This is a genomic window from Ohessyouella blattaphilus (assembly GCF_024721265.1).
In the GTDB taxonomy this organism is placed as follows: Bacteria; Bacillota; Clostridia; order Lachnospirales; family Lachnospiraceae; genus Aequitasia; species Aequitasia blattaphilus_A.
The window spans coordinates 1-22,832 of the sequence record NZ_JAMXOC010000013.1 but is presented as its reverse complement, the minus strand read 5'-3'; the positions used below and the strand labels follow the sequence as shown (position 1 = coordinate 22,832).

Genomic DNA, 22,832 nt, shown 5'->3' with positions numbered 1-22,832 from the left:
CTCCCTCTAACTTTCTTGCTCATAATCACTCATGTGCTTAAATGCTTCTACCTTTGCCCGCTGCTGGGGTAGCGCCTGGTCATACCTCAATCCCTGGCAATCCATAGCTGCTAACATCGGGACCAGTTCAGGGGTAGAGAATACCTCTGTTTCATATGCACGGGCTTTTGCCACCTCTTCCCCGCGCACCTCTGCATTGCCAGTCATACGCATTTCCTCCGTATCTAGCGAAGGATGGGTGACGAAAAAGTACTGACCATTCGGCAGGGTTTTAAGAGCTTCTGTCATGGCCGGTAGTCCTCCTGAAAAGTCCTGAAACCCTGGCGGCAGATTATAAAAATACATATGGTCGATAAGACCTTTCTTCTTCGCAAAGTCCTCCATGGCCTCATCAAGCCCTGGAATCACCATTTCGGGAAACATATGGGAGTCCAGATACTGAATAGCAAACCCTAGCGTATGCAGCTTTTCCAGTTGCGCTGCCACCTCCCGCATAATAGCCTCCACCGCTGGTTTGGTGCTTGCAAACATCGAAGGATTGCTTAAGAAATAGCCTTTGGCATCTACTAATCCGCTGGTCTCATCAAGGGGTATTACCGGTCCCCACTTTACCTTATCCCACTCTGCGTTTAAAGTGGTGTGCATCCCAAAGCAAAGATCCTGACGCCCTGCTAGCAGCTTCGCTGCCGCCTCCACATGAGGGCCTGGTGCCATAACCGAAACATTTTTTATAAATCCTGCTCGTGTCACTCTGTCAATAGCCTGATTGGCGCTAATACTGCTACCTAGATCATCACTGCGAGCCACCATATCTATTCTTGCCATCTCGATTCCTCCTCTCTAAAACTGTCGTTTGAAAAATTCCAAAATAGGTAAAATGTTCTGAGGTTCCAAGTACTCTGGTCCAGCGCCGGCATGGGGTGCACCTTCAAGAAGATCGAGAACGAGATTGTCATCCGTAGCATTTTCCACCTTGGCCAGCAGGTCATAGAAGCGGACTACGTTATGACAGTCGATATCCTTGTCCTTGGTTCCCATTTGCAGATAAAAAGGTGGTATCGTTTTTTCCAGATACGTTTCTGCACTGGCAAGACGCATCTTTTCAGCTATCTTAGACGGCCAATCGCCAAAATACGAACGGCACAAGTAAGGCGCCATTAAGCGGGTGTAAAGGGACGTCTGTTTCTTGCGCACATCATCGTAAGTCCATACAAAACTTACCAGCGGGCACAGGGCCGCCACCGCTCGCACCTGATAGGCTGTCTTCTCTTTATGTCCCTTAAGCCCTACAAGTGACACTAGGTTTCCGCCAGCAGAGGTGCCATATAAGCATAAACGCTCTGCATCTAACCCCCACTCTAAAGCATGTTCCTTAATATGAAGGATCGCCCTTATAAGGTCGTTTACCCCTGCCGGATACTTGTTCTTTGGCGCCAACCTATAATTAACAGAAATTAAAGCAAAGCCCTCTTTTAGGGCAAAGAAGCCTGGGTACATGTGCCAATCCCGCTTATCCATGTGCATAAAGCCGCCCCCATGAACAATAACTACCACCGGTAGAAGCCCTTCCGGCCTTTTTTCGGGATAATAGAGATCATAGCGCTGCAGGGAATCGTCACCATAAGCGATGTCTAATTGTTTATCTTTAATCCAGTCTATTCTGGGTACAGGAATTTTCGGACCCATATCAATCCATTCTGGTACAAATTTTGTTTTTCTAATCGGTGGTGCCATAACTATTCCTCCTTCAATAAAACCACGGCCTCATAAGGGGCTAGCTGATGATTTTCAAGATAAGTACTAGCTTCTATATTGGTCAAAAGTAACTCTACGTCATCTCCGGCAAATGCCTCTGGCGGGACCCATTGCTGTCTTTGTGAGGTAAAATTGCAGCATACATACAAGCGTTGGTGCAAAAGACAGCGTTGGTACGCAAAAACATCCGGATTGTCTAAATCATCAGGTACAAATTCCCCGTAGACGATGACTGCGTAGTTACGTCGCAGGCGGATAAGCTCCCGGTAAAAGGCGAGTACCGAATCCCCGCGACTCTTTTGCTCCTGGGCATTGATAACTGTGTAGTTCGCGTTAATATCCATCCAGGGTTTCCCGGTGGTGAATCCTGCCCCGATGTTCCCGCTCCACTGCATCGGTGTACGGGCGTTGTCTCGACTTTTAAGACTGATATACCGCAGCATATCCTCCTTAGAGATGCTCCCATCCTCTGTATAGCGCTGATACGCATTGCGACTTTCGCTGTCACGTAACTGATCGGAACTCGCGAAGCACATATTGGTCATTCCCAGCTCCTCGCCCTGATAGATAAAGGGCGTCCCTTTTAGCATATGGAGGCACACTGCCAGCATCTTCGCCGAGGTCTCCCGCAATTCTCCTTCGTCTCCTAGACGAGAAAGCATTCGCGGTTGGTCATGATTATTCCAGAATAAGGCATTCCAGCCCCTCTGCTCAAGTCCCTGCTGCCACTTTGCCATTACTTTTTTTAGTTCCGGTAGAGGAATCACTTGGTCGTTCCATTTAAAGGTTTCGCCGCCGTCCAAGTCCATGTGCTCAAACTGAAATACCATATCTAATTCACTGCCATCCGGATTGGTAAAGCGACGAGCCTCCTCTAGCGTCGTAGCAGCGGCTTCCCCTACCGTCATAATATCGTGTCCTGCCAAAGCTTTTTGGCGCATTTCCCGTAGATGTTCGTGTACCCGGGGATTTGCCGCAATGCGGCCTCGCGGATCAAAGTATCCGCTTGGTCCTACTGGTCCGTCCGACAAATCAGCCGGCTTGGCAATCAGACTAATGACGTCCATGCGAAAGCCGTCCACACCTCTAGCTAACCAACGATCCATCATGGCATAAACGTCTGCTCGCAGCTTAGGATTCTCCCAGTTAAGATCTGGTTGCTTAGGCGAAAAAAGGTGCAAGTAGTATTCTTCACTGTCCCTATCTAAACTCCAAGCAGGTCCCCCAAATAAGGCTCCCCAGTTATTGGGTAACTGACCATCACTCCCAGGCTCGCGCCATATATAATAGTCCCTTGTAGGCGCCGTTTTATCTACGTTAGCCGCTGTAAACCAAGGATGCTCATCCGAAGTATGATTCACCACCAAATCGATGATAACCTTTAAGTCCCGACTATGTGCTTCCGCCAACAATCGTTCAAAATCTTCCATGGTTCCGTAACGGGGATCAACGCCTTCATAATCACTAATATCATAGCCATTATCATAACCAGGGCTAGGGTAAAAAGGTGACAGCCAAAGCACGTCCACACCTAGCCACTTCAAATAATCTAATTTCTTTATAATTCCTAAAATATCCCCTATGCCGTCTCCGTTATCATCACAAAAACTCTGAGGATAAATCTGGTAAACAACACTTTCCTTCCACCATTTTCGCTTATCCATTTACATCCTCCTTAGCGGGCACCGTAATCAGGACCCGGTTATATTTAGCGCAGCGTCTTCCTTTTGTTATGCCATACTGCGCCTTTCCCTGGACTATTTTCCTAGCACAGGTCAAATAATCGTCAATATAGCTTTTATCCACCGGAAAGCTATGGTGCCCTGGCCAGATTGTGTCAAAGTCAGCTTCTAAGCTTTGTAATCTCTGCATAGATTCTCCAAACACCTGGGATGAGCAGCTTTCCTTAGTAAGGTGTAATAAGACTCCCCATTCGCAAAGAGTATCGCCACTAAAGAGTAGACGCTCACTCCTATCTAAAAAGCATACCGAACCAGGGGTGTGTCCAGGTGTAGGCACTACCGCCACCTCTCGCTCACCTAAATGGAAGATGTATTCGTCGCCAAAATAGTGGTATTGTCCACTTGTATTCACACTCAATAACCCCTTAGCCACCCAGCCTAGCACAACTTGCACCGGTGCCGGCATCCCCTCGCCTAAGAGCTTCCGGGTATACCTTCTGTCGGTATGTAGCGCAAACACCCCTTTATCCTTTTGGTGAAACCAGATTTCCTCAAAGAAGTGATTGCCTCTAATATGATCAATATGAGCGTGAGTATTCGCCACGATAACAGGTAAAGACGTAAGACCTTTGACGGTCTCCCTAAGACCTTTAAAGCCAAGACCCGTATCAATCAACAAGGCCTTTTCCTTTCCACAAAGCAAATAGCAGAGTCCTTGACTAATCCGGGTTTTCTCTTCAATGGCAAAGGTTGTTTCGGTGATAGGGTAAACGGTGTAGCGATTGTCTCTCATATTTATAACTCCTTCCAAAGAGCAACTTTCTTGCCTATTTATAGGTATATTATATCCGCCCTTATAGACACTGTCTTTCAATATTTTAATGTTTATGTTATTATTTTAATGTGTCCTCTTTTTTGTCGTTTTCAACAATTAGTAACCGTATTGATTTGGTTGTTTTGCACAACCAAGTCTGTTTTTGTAAAGGAGAATAATGAGAACGTATTCCGATGAAGTCGCTCTTGTGGCGACCATAACACCTCTTTGGGAGACAGCCATAAATACCTACGACGGACCTTGTGCTGCGGCGATCCACCAAGTTTTACTGGAGCTATTTGGCGTGGTTAGCAGTCCCGAGCGCCTGGCCCTGGGGCTTGGTATACGCTACCGCGGTGAGGCTGGTCTTATCCAAACTGCCTATGCCGGCGGGGCTATGTTTATCAGCCAGACCGCCCACATAAACGGGCAACCACAGGCCACAATAATAAGCCTGTGTAAAAAATGGCAGTATTTGTACGAAGGTGTATTAGAAGGGGGCGAAAACGCTTCCCCACTCTCGCTAGCCGATCCAGTTATAAGAGTTCTGGTAGCCGCTTACTATTTCGCAGACCAACACCGGCAGTTGCTTGGTCTTGGTGAACAGCCGGAAAAGCCTAGGGAATATTACGATAGCATTTATGCTGACCGGGAATCCCTGTTTCACCACAGCCCTTATGCCCTCGAGGAAAAGCTTTCGAAGGCCGTTGCCAAAGGAAATGAGGCCTTAGCACTGGCTACTCTACACGAAATAAATGCTCATGGCGAAAAAGCCGTGCTGGCTAAAAACCCTCTACGCTCCGTAAAGAATTCCCTCATCGGTTCCATTGCTTTTTTAGCCCGAGCTTCTATTCAAGCCGGAGTTGGCGCCAATGATGCCTTTGCCCTTAGCGACGCCTTAACTCAGCGAGTGGAAGAAATGAACGAGCGACGTACGGTACTAGACTTTGAAGAACATATCTTGCTCCAGTTTATCGGTCTCGTCCATCGGCGCCTAGAGGAATCCTACTCGCCCCCCATCCTTAAAGTTGTGCACTACGTAGAAAATCACTTAGATGCTAAGATAAGTCTGTCTCAGGCCGCTGCTTATGCTGGCGTTCATCCAGTCTATCTATCCGCCCGTTTTAAAAAGGAGACTGGCTTTGCCTTCGCCAACTATGTGGCTGCCCGCAAAATCCAAGAATCTAGTTATTTTGTTAGACATACCAACTACTCTACTTCGCAAATTGCCTCATTGTATGGATTTTCTAGTCAAAGCTACTACATTACCACTTTTAAAAAGGTGCTAGGAACCACTCCTAGAGAATACCGGCGGCAATTACTAGCAGAATAGTACCTCTAAACGTTAAAAAATCTCACTCTAGAATCAAATGTGACTCTAGGGTGAGACTTTCTTTTATCCTTATTTTATCTTCTCTTTCTTTTATATCCTGTTACTGTGGCAATAATAGCTGCTGCCATTACCACCAGTAGGCCATATCCTACGACTGGCTCATAATCACCTGTTCTTGGGCTTTGGGAAATGCTCTTTCCTTCTTGGGGATCCGCTGGGTCTAAAGGATCGGGAATATCTGTCTTCGGATCCGGTTCTTCTTTCTTATTGCCAATTTTTCCAATATTAAGGATTCCCTCTTCCAAATGTTCTTTATTTGTATCTAGTTCTTCATCCAGCTCAAATAAATACTTCTCATCACTTAGCACATATCCTACTGGCGCAACCACTTCTTGTAGATAATATTTTCCGGCCGAAAGACCAAGAATTTCTAATTTCCCATCTTCATCCGTAATCAAGGGCTCCGCTGCGCCCTCCTTATGTACAAGGTAATCTATACCGGAAATTGTTTCTTTACTAAAGCCCACCACTTCCTCTGCATCCGCAAAATCTTCTTCTGTATATTTAAAAAGTTTAAACTCAGCGCCTGTAAGGGTTGTCTCTGGGTTTTCCTCATCTATTTTCAAAAGTCGAATTCCCCGGCGAACATTTTCTACCAACTCGTAATTTACTTGACTCTTATTAACACTAAATGAAAACCTTTGATTTTGATACTGATAATACCCGTCCGGATTACTAACTTCCTTTAAATAATAATCACCAGCTAATAAATCCCCAAGGATTAACCTTCCCTCCTCATCGCTTTCAACTTCTTGCAGATTACCATTCTCATTATAAGCATATTTGCCATTGAGATAATCGAACCTAAGGGGGATGATTTCATTCTCTTTAAATACCTGAAATTCTACCCCTGCTTGCGTACCAAGAACCTCGTAAGACTCTAACTCACTGGCACTATTTTGATATAGAGAATCCGCCTTATAGACCACCACATCCCCAAAGACAACTTCCGCATTAATCGTACCGCTCCAGAAATTTGCCTGCGTAGCTTCATCCTCTTTAGCAGTGTATTCCCCGCTTAGGCGATAACTATTTTTCACCGAAGACGCCGTAGCTGTCTCTAGCTGCTTAGTTAAGACTTTTGTAATAATTTCCAAGTTAACGGCATACACATAGGGGTCACCTAAATAATATTCATAGGTGTCACTAATAAGCCGATACCATTTCTTCCAGGTTGCCTTTGCCGCTCCAAAACCGTGTTCCTCTTCTAAAAGATAACTATCACCCTTATCTGCATTCGCCTTTAATACAGCCTCAGCATAATCTCTTGATTTCTTCATTTTATCTAAGTATAAGGTATAGTCTTTTAAGTCGCTATACTTTAACCCACCATTTCCTGGACCACCAAAATTAACGATCATTCGCTCTCTAGGGTTGCCTTGCCCATCCTGCTCTTTAATAATTGTCCATGTTTTTGCCGTCTCTTTTACATACGTCTCTGCATTGGAATTCTCCGCTGAATCAACGTACTTCATAATCGTCTCTGACATGGTCCCCAGATTGAAAAATTCCTTTCCAAAGCTGATATATTCCCCATCATCTAGACCTTCACTATCGTATACGTATAAAGGCACATTAACCAGTGCGTAGGCTCCACCATTATAGTAGTCTTCAAGGCTAAAGGTCTGATGGCTATCTAAGATGTCCTCAAAGATAAAGTGACTATAATTGGGGGTGTTTTCTGCTTTATAGTCAATAAATTGTTGCTCTGCAAATTCCGTCAAGTCAACTGCCCAAGTAATTGTATCTTTCGTATCATTCACGTTTTTAACGTATTTATTTACCTCTGGTATCGGTTGCTGATATCCCGGTCCTACTGGCTTCGTTCCTGAATCGTTGGTCTTCTTTGTTATCTCGGCAAGTGACTCCTCGCCGCGGTTTACCTTGACCTTCTCCCCGTCACCTGTACCGGCGATGGTAGCACCACCGTCCATTGTTCCTGATATGTTTTGCTTACCGACAATATTATCATTAAAGATTACTTTATATAACAATCTATAAACGCCATCTTCCACTTTTTCAATAACAAACTCTCCGGTACCAAGTGCCAGCGTTTTGTCATTTTTGTCATATAAAATTTTTGATTTCGTCGCATCCTTTAAGATTGTCGCTAGGTCACCAGATACTTTACAAATCTCAAACATTAAATAATCATCTGCTTTAAACGTATCTTGATCACTATCCTTCGCGGACCAACTAATGGTAAAGGTAATTCTCTGAGTTCCATAAGACGTATATACCTTTTCCGAAACACTTGCTCCTTGCCCATCGAAATAATAGACCTGGAAATCATCTATCTTAATCATTAAATCATCAATTTTAAAATATTTACTACAATCACTCCCACCAGAACGGAGTAGATTATTAAACACTTGTAAATCTGGGTTTACTGGCTCGGGATTCTCTGGTATAACCTCAGCTAGCTCATGCTCGGTATCTTCAATATCCTCATCCTCAATCTCAATCTGCTTTTCCCCAACTCCTTCTTGCTCCGCCTCGCCATCCTGATTTTCATAGATTTCTTCTGCTTGTACATTCACATTAACGTATGCCATATTACATACTAGGAGTGCTAAACAAAGAATGATTGAAATAACACGTTTCCCTCTACTCATATCTTCCTCCATTTTCTTTAGTATGTTCCGATTATATCCTAGCGAATTTCTTTTGTCTTTATCCCCATTCATAGGTTGCACTATTCAAGACATAAAATGCATAAATCACACAGAGTGATTATTGATTATCGACGATTTCACTCTTTTCTTAATAGAAAAATAGCGATAACCCTTTGCTACTAGGAATTATCGCTATATCTGCAATCTTCTTTTCAGTTCTTTAATATAGGATCTTGAAACAAGTACTTTTTCACTATTCTCTAGCTTAAGTTCAAACCGAGAATTTATAACCGCGGCAATAGATACTATTTTATCGATATTTACAATTACCGATTTGGAAATGCGCATAAAGTCAACCTTATGGTACTTTTCTTCCAGTTGGTACAACTTTTCTTTGATCTCGTATACTTTATCCTTCGTATAGACGAAAGTTCTGTGTTCGACCCCTTCGATATAATATATTTCACCTAAAGAAATTCGATAAGTAACCCCTTCTAATTGCCCCGTTATTTCCTCGTTATTTTTCTCTAATTTATTAATTATGCTTTCTAATTCCTCGGTTACTTGATGGACCGCTAAAGTGGCGCTCTCCTCCCTCTCCCTACCAATTATTTCTACATTTACTTTCACTCTTGATCCCCCTCCTCATGACGTTTCTTAATTATGTCATTGATTTCATCGGCTTGGTGGGTATCAATACTAAAAATAATCAGCTTTATAAATACATACCCCACAATTGTAGCTGAAATATTAATGAAATAACCACGTGGTGAGAAGTTCCAGGAAAAAACTCGTGACAAAAGTACATACGTAATATTTAACATAACTACATAGAAAATTTCTATCGGTAAATATCCTATTCTCTCAATTAGACTATCCCAGAAGAAAAGAAGAGACATTGCCGCGTAGCAGCCAGCTACAAGTAGCGCTTGTTTAATTGTTTGATTCGTATGAGCAACCCCGGCAAACATAGTAAGAACAATAATGGCTATAAAGGCAATGGCAAATATTAAAAATAAATCTCTTAAGATTCTCAGCTTTTTCATGTTCTCTCTCCTTCTAGTTTAGATAAAGCCTATACAATTTATGGGGTGATTGTCAATTCTTTTTTTTCGCTTTACAAAGCTGTCCCCTTCTCAGGAACATGAAACGATGACATATCTATTTTTTCCATTGTAAGAAGCTTAACCTTTTTATCAATTCCCCCAGCATATCCCGTTAAGCTTCCGTTTCCTCCCACCACTCTGTGACAAGGTATGATTAAAGAAATTGAATTGTGTCCTACCGCTCCACCAACTGCTTGAGCTGACATATGAGAAAGCCCTTTTTGCTGTACCACCTGCCTTGCTATCTCTCCATAGGTCATGGTGCGTCCAAAGGGAATCTTCAGCATTATCTCCCACACATTCTTGCGAAACGGAGTGGTTTTCAGAGAAAGAGGCGGTGTAAAATCTGGCGCTTTGCCACTAAAGTAAATTGCTAGCCACTCTTCGGTCTGCTGAAAAACCGGCAGATCTTTCTCAACATATTCTTTCGACAGAGCCTCACCAAAATACTTTTGTCCGTCAAACCACAAGCCAGTAAGCGCCTTGCCATCACTGGCAATAGTGATCCCACCAAGAGGCGAAGTTATTTTTTTAATATAGTCCATAGTTAATCCTCCAATTCCATAGTTACAGTGTATCATATGGTTTTCAGAGATACAATCACTCATTCGAATGTATGTTCTTTGGCACTAATTGTGGTTTTACTCGGCAGTGCAATTTCTATTTTTGGCGGTGGTAGTGAAAATTCATCTTACACTCCTGTCAGTGCGGAGGTGGAAGCCTACACACCGATGATACAAAAATATGCAAAACAGCACGGCATTCCCGAATATGCGGAACTTATCAAGGCAGTTATGATGCAAGAGTCTGGCGGTCGTGGTAATGACCCGATGCAGGCATCCGAATGCGGATACAACAAAAAGTATCCCAATTCACCAAACGGAATTACAGACCCAGAGTATTCAGTCAATGTGGGCATACAGAATTTAGCTGCCTGCTTAAATGCCGCAGGGGTCAGAAATCCGATTGATATGGATAATATTAAACTGGCTCTGCAAGGCTACAATTATGGCAATGGATATATTTCATGGGCAAGGAGCAACTATGGCGGCTACACCTATGCAAATGCGGTGGAGTTTTCCACCACTCAGGCAGCGAAGTTGGGTTGGAGCAACTACGGCGATACACAGTATGTGTCTCATGTTCTGCGCTATTATCCATATGGTCGTACTTTTACAAGCGGCGGGAATCAAGCAATTGTTGAAGTTGCTTTGTCGCAGCTCGGAAATGTGGGCGGTCAACCTTATTGGTCGTGGTATGGTTTCGGCGGACGTGTAGAATGGTGTGCGTGCTTTGTGTCGTGGTGTGCCGAGCAATGTGGCTATATTGAAGTAGGAATTATACCGAAATTTGCTGGCTGTGTTCAAGGCTCTAACTGGTTTAAGGAACAAGGACAATGGCAGGATAGAAACTTCGAGCCGTCAGCAGGTCATATCATCTTTTTTGACTGGGAAGGAGATGGCGTTACCGACCATGTAGGTATTGTCGAAAAATGTGAGGACGGCATTGTATATACCGTGGAAGGTAATTCTGGCGATGCATGTAAACAAAGAAATTATGCCGTTGGAAATAGTAGTATTTATGGATATGGTACTCCTTCCTACTAAGCACGGGGAGCAACGCTCTCCGTACATATATAGGGTGTTTAAAAGTTTTCTTAAAGATATATTGACAATTATCAATCTAGTGCATATAATGATATATAGATGATTATCTATTCGTTCTGGGAGGTGAAATTTTGAACGTTGATGAAAAAAAGATGGCTATAGTATTCAAGGCTTATTGCGATGAAAATCGTATCCGTATACTAAAGCTTTTAAGTACAGGTGAAAAATGTGCATGTAAGTTGCTTGAGGAAGTGAATGTTACGCAACCTACACTATCTCACCATATGAAAATACTCTGTGACTCTGGAATTGTTGTAGGACGAAAAGAAGGAAAGTGGATGCACTATTCAATTTCTGCAAAAGGTGCAGAATATGCTATGGAGTGCTTGCACATATTAACAAAAGTTAATTTTACTTGCGAAGATAAGTCGTGTTGTGAAGAATAAGAGGTATCATCTTCTCTACACGGCTTCCATTCAAGCATGCATATAGACATATTTAAATATAACAATATAACTTAGGAGGTTACGATATGGAAATGTTTAAAACGGCTTGGGACTTTTTTCAAAATCAAGTCCTCGGTATGAAATGGCTGAACAGCTTAATTGGTTCGGCACTTGAAGCTTGCGGCTTAGATACCACGGGTAGAATTGGGGGAAGTGTACAATTTTTTATTTATGACATAATTAAAATTATGGTTTTACTAGGTGTTCTAATTTTGATTATCTCGTATATTCAAAGTTACTTCCCGCCTGAACGAACCAAAAAATACTAGGTAAATTTCACGGTATTGGCGCAAACATTATTGCAGCTCTTCTTGGCACGGTAACACCATTTTGCTCTTGCTCTTCCATTCCGCTATTTATTGGCTTTACAAGTGCGGGATTGCCACTTGGTGTAACATTCTCGTTCCTTATTTCATCGCCGATGGTTGACCTAGGTTCTCTTGTTCTACTTATGAGTATTTTCGGTTGGAAAGTTGCTATTGTATACGTAATATTTGGTCTAATCATTGCTGTTGCAGGCGGCACATTAATTGAAAATTTACATCTCGAAAGTCAAATTGAAGACTACATTAGAAACGGAAATTCTATAGATGTTCCACAAGAAGAACTTCATTTTAAAGATAGGATAAAATATGCTTGGGAGCAGGTTGTTTCCACTGCAAAGAAGGTCTTTCCATATGTTCTTATAGGTGTCGGCATTGGAGCCTTAATTCACAATTGGATACCTCAAGATTTTATTGTGAAAGTTCTTGGTGACAATAATCCCTTCGGTGTTATTTTAGCTACACTGGCAGGTGTTCCAATGTATGCTGACATTTTCGGCACAATTCCGATTGCAGAAGCTCTGCTTGCTAAGGGAGCATTACTTGGTGTCGTGCTTTCCTTTATGATGGGTGTTACTACTCTCTCTCTTCCTTCGATAATTATGTTACGTAAGGCAGTTAAACCGAAGCTGCTTGGCATCTTTATTGCAATATGTACACTTGGTATTATTGCCGTAGGCTATTTGTTTAATGTAATTCAACCCTTACTTGTTTAATGGTGGGAATTAGTATGGATAAAAAAAGGCATATTGTTGTTACTATTCTCAATTATATTACGTATGAAATGTTTGGAGGTGATTGCTATGGTTGATAATCAGACCACTAAAAATGAATATAAAAAGCAGTTATGGATACGTATTAGCGTTATCGTTGCCATTGTAGCAGTGATTGGAATTATTTTTTTAATAAAAAATACTGCAAAAAAAGATACTGCTGCACTCACGGATGACGGTTCACAAACAACAGAACACTCCGATGCCGATGAAACATATCCATTGAAATTGACCGCAGTTAATATCGAAACAATCAAAGCTTATGGAATACCAACCGTAATCGACTTTGGTTCTGACTCTTGTATTCCTTGTAAGGAAATGGCTCCTACACTGGAAAAACTTAATGCTGAGTGGCAAGAAAAAGCCGCAGTTCAGTTTATAGATGTTTGGAAATACACAGATGGCGTTTCAGATTTTCCTGTGCAGGTTATCCCTACGCAAGTTTTCTTCAACGCAGATGGCTCACCTTTTATACCAAGTGAGGATTTACAGAAAGAAATCCAATTTGACATGTATTCTGATAAAGAAAGCAAAGACCATGTGTTTACTGTACATCAAGGCGGATTAACAGAAGAGCAACTGCGAATAATATTTGCTGAGATGGGGGTAGAATAGTATGATTGATGCTTGCCTCTCTCAGATTGCTGAAACCATTGGGGGTAACCTCTGGTTAGCACCAATACTTGCTTTGATTGCAGGAGTGTTGACTTCAGTCACCCCTTGCTCTCTCTCCAGCATTCCCCTAATTATTGGATATGTCGGTGGTATTGGCGAAAAAAACACGAAAAAAGCCTTTGCGTATTCGGTCGTGTTTTCTATTGGTTCAGCGATTACATTTGTAACACTTGGTATTATTGCCACCTCAGCGGGGAAATTAATGGGAACATCATCCCCAATATGGTATGGCATCCTTGGCACACTCATGGTATTGATGGCACTTCAAACCTTTGGAATTATTAATATCATTCCGTCAACAAACTTACTATCAAAAAACAAAAAGCGAGGTTTTATTGGCGCATTTTTAGCGGGAATTCTCGCAGGGATTTTCTCTTCGCCATGCTCAACTCCTGTTCTGATTGCCTTGCTTGCTATTGTTGCTGGGAAAGGAAATATCTTCTGGGGTATTCTATTGATGTTACTTTATTCTATCGGTCACAGTTCTCTTGTAATGGTGGCTGGAACATCAGTTGGTTTTGTTCAAAGAATCAAAAGCAGTGAAAAATATAGGAACACTGCTAATATATTGAAAATCATAATGGGTATTGCAATTCTGCTAATTGGTTTTTATATGTTCTATCTTGCATTTTAATCAAACAAAAAATAGGAGGAAAATATTATGGCATTATTTAATTTTGGAAAGAAAAAAGAAGAAAAGGTACCTGCTTGTTCATGCAATGGAGAATGTCCTACAAGTGAGGTTGATGAAATCGTAAACGATTGCTGTGATGAGGCAAAGGATGGAATCTGCTGTATTAAAGTACTAGGTTCAGGGTGTAAAAATTGTCACGACTTACTTGAAAACACAAAAAAAGCTGTGGCAACAATGGGATTTAGCGTAGAAGTTGAATATGTTACCGATATGCAAAAAGTTATGGAATATGGAGCTATGAGTATGCCTGCACTTGTTGTTAACGAGAAGGTTGTCTCTATGGGAAAGGTTTTGAAACCTGCCGATGTCGAAAAGTTATTTCAAAAGCTAGGCTTCTAAGGAGCGATAATCAATGAACAGAGAAAAAAGTAGTATTAGTGTTTTTCAAAAATATCTATCCCTCTGGGTTATTATCTGTATGATTGTGGGGGTAGCTATTGGAAAGTATTTGCCGGGTATCCCAACCTTTCTCAATCAGTTTGAATATGCAAAGGTATCTATACCTATGGCGATACTTATTTGGCTAATGATATACCCCATGATGATAAAGGTTGATTTTCAAAGCATAAAAAACGTTGGGAAAAACCCAAAAGGACTATTTGTTACATGGATAACCAATTGGTTTATCAAGCCTTTTACAATGTATGGAATTGCAAGTCTATTTTTCTTTGTGATTTTCAAAGCATTTATCATGCCAGAACTTGCAACAGAGTATCTTGCAGGAGCAGTTTTACTTGGAGCTGCTCCCTGCACAGCAATGGTGTTTGTTTGGAGTTCTTTAACAAAAGGGAATCCAGCTTATACCGTAGTGCAGGTCGCAACTAATGACCTTATCATTCTTTTGGCATTCGTGCCAATTGTAAAATTCCTGCTTGGTGTTTCTAATGTTTCAGTACCATGGGACACTCTTATAATATCTGTTGTATTATTTGTAGTAATACCGCTTATTGGCGGATTAGCGACACGCTATCTTGTAGTTAAGAAAAAAGGCAAGGATTACTTGGAAAACATCTTCATTCATAAGTTCGACAATGCCACAAGCATAGGACTTTTGCTAACACTGATTATGATTTTTTCTTTTCAAGGGAATGTTATTCTGGAAAATCCGCTTCATATTGTTCTGATTGCCGTTCCGTTAATTTTGCAAACCTTTTTGATATTTGCAATCGCATATATAGCCTGCCGTATTTTGAAATTGCCATATAATATCGCAGCCCCAGCAGGGATGATAGGAGCATCAAACTTTTTTGAGCTTGCTGTTGCAGTAGCGATTGCTTTATTTGGAACAACATCACCTGCTGCATTAGCAACCACAGTAGGAGTTCTTACAGAAGTACCTGTGATGCTATTACTGGTGAAAATTGCAAATAATACGAAAGGTTGGTTTGTAAATGAATAAAAAGAAAATAGCTTTTATTTGTGTTCATAATTCGTGTCGAAGTCAAATTGCCGAAGCTCTTGGTAAACACTTTGCAGGTGACATATTTGATTTCTATTCGGCAGGAACGGAAACAAAACCGCAAATTAATCAAGATGCTGTTCGGTTGATAAAACAACTTTATGGGATTGACATGGAACAAACACAGTATAGTAAAACCATTGCAGATATACCTGCTCCTAATATTGCTATATCTATGGGGTGTGACGTTGGTTGCCCATATATCGGCAAAACTTTTGATGATAATTGGAATCTGCCAGACCCAACTGGAAAAAGCGATGCTTTTTTTAAAGAAGTGATTATAGAAATTGAAAAGAATATTTTAGCATTAAAAAACCATATTTTATAGAAAAGGGTTCGTTATAAAGCTAAAGAGCAAACGAAGACTTCTATTCTTCCGTTTGCTCTTTAGCATCACGTATCCCTCTAATTGTAGCGGCGATTATAATAAGCTCTTTTTCGCTAAGATTATCAAGAGCGGTTTCGATTTGTCGATGTATTGTTGACTTGCTTCCCTTTTTATTTGGGTATATGTACTGGTCTGCTGATATATCAAACATGGTAATAAGTCTGATGAATAATTGAAAACTGGGGTGCTGTCCTTCATTTTCAATGGACTGTATATGCCTTGGAGCAAGGTCCAGAGTTTCGGCTAGTTGTTCTCTCGTAATTCCATTTGCTTCACGTGCCTTTTTAATTGCACGTCCTAATGCCCTAAAATCAAATGTTTCAGTAAGCCTTTTCATGTTTTCACCACCTATATATAAAATAGTGGATTATATCACAGCTGAAATCAATGATATAGACCGTGAAATTGAACATTTGATTTCTTCTGATCCTGATTATGAAAATGCTATCCAGTTTCTAATGACTATTCCGGGTGTGAAACGTGATAGTGCAATCACTATCATCTCCGAAATAGGTATTGATATGACCCAGTTTTCAAGTTCCAAACGTTTATGTTGCTGGGCAGGATTAACTCCTGGCAGCAATGAATCTGGTGGTAAGAAGAAATCAGTTCGGGTTACACGTGCCGGAGTCTACCTCAAACCTGCATTAGTACAGTGCGCTCATGCAGCCGTCAAATCCGAAAAATCTCCTTACTACAAAAAGAAATATGAATCTCTTATGAAACGTCGTGGCAAGAAAAGAGCCATTATTGCAATCGCTCGGATGATTCTGACTGCTATCTATCAGATGTTATCAACTGGTGAAACATGGAATCCAAGCGATTTATATAAAATCGATATGCCTGAAGCTTTACTGGAAAAACAAAAAGCAAAAGCTATCAAGCAAGCCATGAAACTATTGCAACGCGAGGGATTATATCCTCCACCAAAACCAATAGCTTCTTAAAGTAATTGCTAATAATATTTACGCCACTAAAAAGTTGTCATTTACTGACAGCTTAAGTAAGTGCGCCACTTTTGGGCTGTCCTCTACTTTCTTTCACACTACCTCCCTATAAATTTATTTTTTCTGCACCTTATAAAACCAGTCAGTATCTTCACTCTTTAAACTTTTATATATAAAAAGCACCGTCCTTTGTTCATAAAATCTTATCACAAAGTGGTGCTTTTTTACAGTTTTCTTACTTTTTACTGAAGATATGTTTACTTACTTTTAAATATTATTTTCATAATCGGATAGAATACCCAGAACGAGATAACACTGTTAATCAACATGGTGATAATATCCGCTATAATCTCACCCCCGGAACCGATGCTGCTGATAAAATATTCATAGATCGGCTGCTTATAAAAGCCTTGTAAAACTGCAGCACCCAATGTGATAAAGAGATAGGCAATGATATACCACATTGCTGCTTTCTTGACACTATTTGTTGCTTTAAAAGTGATATTCCGTTGTAGAAAGAAATTTATCACCTGCGCTGCTGCAAGAGTCATCTGAACAGCCAGAAAATAAGCCAGGCCGCCGCCACCGCCAGCCGCTAATGCCCCTTTTGCATAATCAAACACATAATATTGCGGATGCCCCTTGCCAACAGCTCCAACCTGAAAATTAATATCTATCAGGCTGGTCAGACCAAACAATGATTTAACCAACGGCATCAGAAGAAGCTGCATGAGGGTAACCCCGTTTGAAAGTACAAAAAAAAGTAATAATCGCGAAATTCCCGGATATTTATTTTGAAATGTCTCCCATCGCTTTTGAATTTTCTCCATCAACTAGCTCCTTCTATTATGATCTTCTGCCAGACGGCGCTCTAACGCTCTGTTTTCCCGGCGGTTCCGAAAGTATTCCGGCACAATCTTAACAACGCCTTTTAGCACATGTCCGTTTACCATTTCTAAGATATGTCCCACCATCTTCATATTGACTTGTCCTTCTGTCATTTTTGCGATGGCCCGAAACGGCATGCTGGATACAAATATGAGGTTCAAGTCCGGCTTACCCGCCTTCATCTTCTTCTCCATCAAATGTTCCAGTCGGCGGCACACCCACCTGGCAATTCCGCTCTTTGCATACCTCATATCACCAACTGTGTTGTTTTCTGCCAGAACCCTCCGGCCCCTTTCCTCTTCACATGTTCTTCCCAGAAGCTGTAAGAACTCCTGGTCATTGATATCCTGAACTTTGCCAGTATAATACTGCGGCAGCTCTTTCTTCCCGCATTTTACAATTCCTTCGCTTCCTTCACACTCAATAGCCGCAGACAATTTGATATCTCTTACATTGGCACCAATCAATATTTCATACACACCCGCTTCGACTTCCCATTGATCTGTATCGGCATTAAAGTAACGGAAGGTTTTGTCATCAAAAGGAATGGTAACTCTTTTCTTCTCCCCGGATTTTACAAATATCTTCTCAAACCCTTTCAATTCCTTGGCCGCCCGGAATATCCGCCGTTCTCTGCAGGCAACATATAACTGCGGTACTTCCCAGCCATCTCTATCACCAATATTAGCTATTGTAAAGGAAACTCCCTTTTGATCCAGCTGCAGGTCACAATACTCGAAGCGGGTATAAGAAAGACCGTAACCAAATGGAAATGCCACCGGCACTCCGGCGGTTTCAAAATACCGGTAGCCAACATAAATACCTTCCCGATATTCTGCATTACCACCTTCTTTTGAGAAATAGTGATAGGAAGATACATCTTCCAGCTTATGCGGATAGGTTTCAGAAAGCCGGCCGGCCGGATCTGCCTTGCCAGTAATAATCTCCACCATCGCCCCGGCGCCAGCTTCACCGCACAGCCCCGCATATAACAAAGCCTTACACCTTCCTTGCCACTCTACCTCTACAGCAGATCCGGCACTTAATACCACAACGATATTTGGATTGACTTCCGCCAGCTCTTCAAGTAATTCGATTTGATTGTCCGGCAGTCTCATATGACTGCGGTCGACTCCTTCTGTCTCGCTCGTCTCCGGTAAGCCGAGATATAAAATGACTACTTCCGCTTCCTGAGCCAGATGAACTGCCCGCTCTTTTAAATATGTATATTGACCGCCATTTCTTTCAAAGCCTTTTTCGACCCCAATAAGTTCTAACTGGGATTGGGAGAATGCCGCCGCTGCTTTATCCACCATGCTAGTGTTAACAATACTGGATCCAGCCCCTTGATAACGGGGTGTCTCTGCAAAATCTCCAATCACCCCTACCTTTGTTTGTGGCTGCAGGGGCAGAATCTGTCCCTCATTTTTCAATAGTACAGCTGCGGCGCATGCTGCTTCTTTCGCCAGTTGATGATGCCTTTCCCGTAATTCTTCCATCTCAGGCCCAGCTTCATGATGATCTGAAATCTCCATCACCACACGAATCAATTCATCCACACGGGTATCAATATCAGCTTCATCCAGCTCACCTTTTCTAACCGCATCTATTAACTGCCTGCAGGAATCGCCGCCAGCCGAAGGCATCTCTAATGTGCCTCCGTTTTTAACCGCCTTAACGCAATCATTCCCACCGCCCCAATCTGTAACCACAGCCCCTTCAAATCCCCATTCCTGCCGTAAGATTTCTTGAAGTAAATGCGTATTTTCATGGGCATATTCGCCGTTGATCCGATTGTAAGAAGACATAATCGTTCTTGGCTTCGCTTCAGTTACAGCAATCTCAAATCCGGTCAAATAGATTTCTCTCAATGTCCGTTCATCGATAATACTGTCACTTGCCATCCGCCGGCGTTCCTGATTGTTGACTGCAAAATGTTTTGGACAAGCAGCCACTCCCTGGCTTTGAATCCCTTTAATATAGCCCGCAGCCATCTTTCCACTTAAGTAAGGATCCTCTGAAAAGTATTCAAAATTCCGCCCGCATAATGGATTCCGTTTAATATTAAGCCCTGGGCCCAGCACTACATCAACGCCTTGGCTCCGGGCTTCCCGTCCCAGTGCCATACCAATTTCCTCACCTAGCTTTATATCCCAGCTGTTCGCAATGGCTGCCGCAGTGGGGAAGCAGGTTGCTTCTTCACTGGCATTGAGACCCAGATGGTCCGCAGCCCCGGCTTGCTTACGCAAGCCATGAGGACCATCGGCAAAGAAACAGCTGGGAATTCCATACTGAGGAAAGTCACGGCTTTCCCAGACACTTTTGCCGGTCAAGAATATCGCCTTCTCTTCCAGCGACATTTGTTTGATAATGTCTTCGTATTGCAGCATGCTTCCCCCTCCTTTGCTAGCGATTTGCTTCTTTATATGCTTTCATTTTCTTATTTCTTCTGATGAAGAAAGCAATTGCACCAATTACAGCAGCCACATCAACACCGATGAGCATATACAGCCAATATAGTGTCGGACCATAATATGCAATTTCCATAGCATTGGAATTGACAACTGTGTAAAGGATGTTGTGAGTAGCTTTACGCATTGCCTGTTTTCCGGCATTACTGGTGTCATCCACTGTACTGCCGAGAGTATTAAGCATTAAATCATTCCCTGCATGGATTCCTTGTTCTGCATTCATATAGTCACCCAGTACCCAATCGGAGATCACCATTCCCTCAAATCCCCATTCGTCGCGCAGAACATCCGTTAACAATGCTTTGCTGGCACCAGACCAGTCGCTTCCAATCCGGTTATAGGATGACATCACCGCATGAGTATCCGCTTCTTTCACACAGATTTCAAATGGGCGAAGATAAATCTCACGAATTGCCTGTTCATTGCTCCAAACGACAATACCTGCCGCATTGGTACATTGATTATACATAGCAAAATGTTTAATATAATTATAAACGTCATTGGTATTAAATCCAGTCACCAGACTCGCTGCAATCTTACCGCTAATCAGACTGTCTTCTGAATAATACTCATAATTCCGGCCGCCAAACGGGATTCTTTGAATATTCATCGATGGGCCATAAATACCATTCACCTTCCACGCATCAGCTTCTGCACTAAAGCACTCGCCCATCTCCTGAACCAGTTCTGTATTCCATGTACTCGCCACTACTACTCCCGTGGTATAACCAACCCCTTCATAAGCTGTTTCATTAACCAAGGCTTTCAATCCTGCCGGACCATCCAAGTCAATAGAATAGGGCTTATCAATCGATTTTATTACCTGTGTTGCGAATCCGCCATAACCGATCAACTTCTGCATCTCTTCTACTGAAACCTGTTCCAGAAGCTGTTCCCATTTGGGATCATCATAATCAAGACCAATCATTTCTTCCAACTTCATTCCATGGTCTGCTATCACAATGTCTTCTGTCTCTTCGACTTCCGGCGCCGAGTAATCATTGATCTTCTCCATCATCCCATCCTGCGGTTCCCGTTCCATCGGAACATCTTTGGGCATAGTGCCTTCCCAATCGGCACGTGATACATATGTAATCTCCACATCGCCTTCCGCTTCCTCGAAATGTGTGACGGCAGCTACATTGTCACTGTCCCGTTTATTGTCTTCATTATAAACAATAGTGCTTGCTACTTTATAGTCCCGTGAATCAATCACTTCATGAGCATTTTTCATCAGTTTGATCTGATAATTTCCTTCATCTAATACATAGCATCCTTGATCTTCATAATCGAACGAAGCCATCTCTTCTACCGCAAACGAAATTTCCACCAGTTCCGATTCACCCGGTTCAAGAATATCTGTCTTGCCAAATTCCGCTAATACAACGTGTGATTTTTCGATTCCACCGACGATGTACGGTGCCGTATAATAGACTTGAACCACTTCTTTTCCTGCTGTATCCCCAGTGTTAGTCACTTTAACCGACAGGGCAATCATTTCATCGTCTGCTTCGAAACTATCTATTTCCTGCTTGAACTCACTGTAACTCAAACCATAGCCAAAAGGATACTGTACAGCCTGCCGATACGCCTCTTCATCGCAGGTAAAAGTCTCATTATCAACATAACGGGTCTCATAATAACGATACCCCACATAAATTCCTTCCACATAATCCACATAACTTTGATGTGTCTCATATTCGTTCCCATACCAGTCTGATGTCATATATTCTGTACCTGTATAATAATGATCACCAAAACTCATTGCCGCTGGTGATGACATCAAGTCGCGCGCATATGTATTTACAAGCCGTCCAGATGGATTTACTTCACCGGCCAGTACCCTGCCAACTGCATTCATCCCAGCTTCACCCGGACCACCGATCCAGATTGCTGAATCCACTTTATCCTCATCGAGAACACTCACTTCAATTGGATAGCTAGAGTTAAGCACTAACACAACCTTTTCAAAGCCAAGTCCATCAACCATATCAATTAAGTCCTTCTCTTCTTGGCTTAATTCCAGATAGTGTTCGTCAGCTGCTCCTCCCAGTTCACTCATATCCATCGGCACATCAGAAGCACCTTCGCCGCCAATCCGGCTAAACATAATCAGCGCCACATCAGAAAATTCCTGCGCATCACTTAGCAATTCCTCTGAATATTCACTTACCGGCACTTGATGTTTCGTATAGTCCGTTGAAAATGATCCATATGAATCTTTTGAAGTACTGGACACATCACTGTTCTCATAGAATTCAACCAGCTTATCATTAACCGCAAAACCTGAATTCTCAAGTCCTTCCAGAAACGAAGTTGCATTATCTTCATTTCCCCCACCTGTACCAACACCACTGTACACCGGATTGATTGACGCCCAGCCAAACACATTTACATTTGTGTCTTTTTCATTTAACGGTAAAGCTTGATTTGCATTCTTAAGCAGAACAATCCCTTCCTCTTCGATCCGTTCTGCCACCTCTCGAGCTGTTGCCGAGGCTGCTTTGGTTGCTTCTTCATCTACCTGCGCTTTCGAGAAGAATTGAGTGATAACATTGTAGTACATTCCACATACCACATTCACTACAATCAATACTACCAGCAATAGACTCGTTATAATTGCGCCTGCCTTTCCGGGTTTTCTTGTAACCTTTTCCATATTCTCTCCTCCAATCTTTTTGATAGTCTCTCGGAATCTCTAGCCCTCTGTTTACAAGGCTTGTAGATTCCTTTTTT

The 22,832-nt window shown here is 42.1% G+C and carries 19 protein-coding genes and 3 pseudogenes; 10 read left to right on the top strand and 12 right to left on the bottom strand.

The features are described 5' to 3' along the window. Window positions 1-6: 6 nt before the first annotated feature. Genes NHH16_RS09260 through NHH16_RS09245 form a run of 4 tightly spaced genes read right to left on the bottom strand, consistent with a single transcriptional unit; the run spans window position 7 to window position 4,230 of the window. Window positions 7-825 carry a ChbG/HpnK family deacetylase gene (locus NHH16_RS09260; protein WP_262069315.1) on the bottom strand — a complete coding sequence of 273 codons (819 nt, stop codon included), beginning with the start codon at window positions 823-825 and terminating at the stop codon, window positions 7-9. A gap of 15 nt (window positions 826-840) precedes the next feature. Beyond that, window positions 841-1,734 carry an alpha/beta hydrolase gene (locus tag NHH16_RS09255; RefSeq protein ID WP_262069314.1) on the bottom strand — a complete coding sequence of 298 codons (894 nt, stop codon included), beginning with the start codon at window positions 1,732-1,734 and terminating at the stop codon, window positions 841-843. 2 nt (window positions 1,735-1,736) lie between these two features. Then, window positions 1,737-3,419: a glycoside hydrolase family 13 protein gene (locus tag NHH16_RS09250; protein WP_262069313.1), complete on the bottom strand. Its 1,683-nt coding sequence runs from the start codon at window positions 3,417-3,419 to the stop codon at window positions 1,737-1,739. Then, window positions 3,412-4,230 carry an MBL fold metallo-hydrolase gene (locus NHH16_RS09245; RefSeq protein ID WP_262069312.1) on the bottom strand — a complete coding sequence of 273 codons (819 nt, stop codon included), beginning with the start codon at window positions 4,228-4,230 and terminating at the stop codon, window positions 3,412-3,414. Before NHH16_RS09245 ends, NHH16_RS09250 begins: the two co-directional genes overlap by 8 nt. Window positions 4,231-4,429: 199 nt before the next feature. Here NHH16_RS09245 and NHH16_RS09240 point away from each other — a divergent pair, with 199 nt between their 5' ends. Then, window positions 4,430-5,584 carry a helix-turn-helix transcriptional regulator gene (locus tag NHH16_RS09240; protein ID WP_262069311.1) on the top strand — a complete coding sequence of 385 codons (1,155 nt, stop codon included), beginning with the start codon at window positions 4,430-4,432 and terminating at the stop codon, window positions 5,582-5,584. A 74-nt stretch (window positions 5,585-5,658) separates the two neighbouring features. Here the strand turns inward: NHH16_RS09240 and NHH16_RS09235 are convergent, their stop codons facing one another. From NHH16_RS09235 to NHH16_RS09220, 4 genes are all read right to left on the bottom strand, one after another. Beyond that, complete coding sequence (locus NHH16_RS09235; protein WP_262069310.1) at window positions 5,659-8,259, bottom strand: MSCRAMM family protein; 2,601 nt, start codon at window positions 8,257-8,259, stop codon at window positions 5,659-5,661. Window positions 8,260-8,451: 192 nt separating this feature from the next. Beyond that, a complete protein-coding gene (locus tag NHH16_RS15640) occupies window positions 8,452-8,889 on the bottom strand; it encodes a LytTR family DNA-binding domain-containing protein (RefSeq protein WP_262069309.1) in 438 nt (145 codons plus the stop codon). After that, window positions 8,886-9,305 (bottom strand): hypothetical protein, encoded by a 420-nt coding sequence (locus NHH16_RS09225; RefSeq protein WP_262069308.1) that lies wholly within the window; start codon window positions 9,303-9,305, stop codon window positions 8,886-8,888. The genes NHH16_RS15640 and NHH16_RS09225 overlap by 4 nt, the downstream gene beginning before the upstream one ends. A 71-nt stretch (window positions 9,306-9,376) precedes the next feature. Next, entirely contained in the window at window positions 9,377-9,910 is a 534-nt protein-coding gene (locus NHH16_RS09220) for a methylated-DNA--[protein]-cysteine S-methyltransferase (RefSeq protein WP_262069307.1), read from the bottom strand. A gap of 78 nt (window positions 9,911-9,988) precedes the next feature. Between NHH16_RS09220 and NHH16_RS09215 the strand changes: the two are divergent. The 8 genes and pseudogenes from NHH16_RS09215 to NHH16_RS09180 all read left to right on the top strand — a co-directional run. After that, window positions 9,989-10,972: pseudogene (locus NHH16_RS09215) on the top strand (lysozyme family protein); the annotation flags it as partial. 152 nt (window positions 10,973-11,124) lie between these two features. Then, on the top strand, window positions 11,125-11,418 hold the full coding sequence (locus tag NHH16_RS09210; RefSeq protein ID WP_262069366.1) for an ArsR/SmtB family transcription factor: 294 nt from the start codon (window positions 11,125-11,127) through the stop codon (window positions 11,416-11,418). Between the two features lie 86 nt (window positions 11,419-11,504). Continuing rightward, a pseudogene (locus tag NHH16_RS09205) lies at window positions 11,505-12,517 on the top strand (permease). A gap of 87 nt (window positions 12,518-12,604) precedes the next feature. Further along, window positions 12,605-13,189 carry a thioredoxin family protein gene (locus NHH16_RS09200; protein ID WP_262069306.1) on the top strand — a complete coding sequence of 195 codons (585 nt, stop codon included), beginning with the start codon at window positions 12,605-12,607 and terminating at the stop codon, window positions 13,187-13,189. A 1-nt stretch (window position 13,190) separates the two neighbouring features. Beyond that, entirely contained in the window at window positions 13,191-13,883 is a 693-nt protein-coding gene (locus NHH16_RS09195) for a cytochrome c biogenesis CcdA family protein (protein ID WP_262069305.1), read from the top strand. Window positions 13,884-13,910: 27 nt separating this feature from the next. After that, entirely contained in the window at window positions 13,911-14,282 is a 372-nt protein-coding gene (locus NHH16_RS09190) for a thioredoxin family protein (protein WP_262069304.1), read from the top strand. A 13-nt stretch (window positions 14,283-14,295) separates the two neighbouring features. After that, complete coding sequence (arsB, locus tag NHH16_RS09185) at window positions 14,296-15,342, top strand: ACR3 family arsenite efflux transporter (protein ID WP_262069303.1); 1,047 nt, start codon at window positions 14,296-14,298, stop codon at window positions 15,340-15,342. Further along, the gene (locus NHH16_RS09180) at window positions 15,335-15,730 is read left to right on the top strand and encodes an arsenate reductase/protein-tyrosine-phosphatase family protein (RefSeq protein ID WP_262069302.1); all 396 of its coding nucleotides are present in this window, start codon (window positions 15,335-15,337) and stop codon (window positions 15,728-15,730) included. Before arsB ends, NHH16_RS09180 begins: the two co-directional genes overlap by 8 nt. Window positions 15,731-15,770: 40 nt before the next feature. On the opposite strand, the gene NHH16_RS09175 is transcribed toward NHH16_RS09180, so the two are convergent. Further along, a complete protein-coding gene (locus tag NHH16_RS09175; protein ID WP_262069301.1) occupies window positions 15,771-16,127 on the bottom strand; it encodes a helix-turn-helix transcriptional regulator in 357 nt (118 codons plus the stop codon). Between the two features lie 25 nt (window positions 16,128-16,152). Between NHH16_RS09175 and NHH16_RS09170 the strand changes: the two are divergent. Further along, window positions 16,153-16,737, top strand: a pseudogene (locus NHH16_RS09170) (transposase); the annotation flags it as partial. Window positions 16,738-16,994: 257 nt separating this feature from the next. Here NHH16_RS09170 and NHH16_RS09165 read toward each other — a convergent pair. From NHH16_RS09165 to NHH16_RS09155, 3 genes are read right to left on the bottom strand one after another with little or no spacing between them, the layout of a single operon-like run. After that, on the bottom strand, window positions 16,995-17,567 hold the full coding sequence (locus NHH16_RS09165) for a hypothetical protein (RefSeq protein ID WP_262069300.1): 573 nt from the start codon (window positions 17,565-17,567) through the stop codon (window positions 16,995-16,997). A 3-nt stretch (window positions 17,568-17,570) separates the two neighbouring features. Further along, window positions 17,571-20,015, bottom strand: coding sequence for a glycoside hydrolase family 3 C-terminal domain-containing protein (locus tag NHH16_RS09160; RefSeq protein WP_262069299.1), 2,445 nt, complete (start codon window positions 20,013-20,015; stop codon window positions 17,571-17,573). Window positions 20,016-20,031: 16 nt separating this feature from the next. After that, a complete protein-coding gene (locus NHH16_RS09155) occupies window positions 20,032-22,755 on the bottom strand; it encodes a glycoside hydrolase family 3 protein (protein ID WP_262069298.1) in 2,724 nt (907 codons plus the stop codon). Window positions 22,756-22,832: the final 77 nt, after the last annotated feature.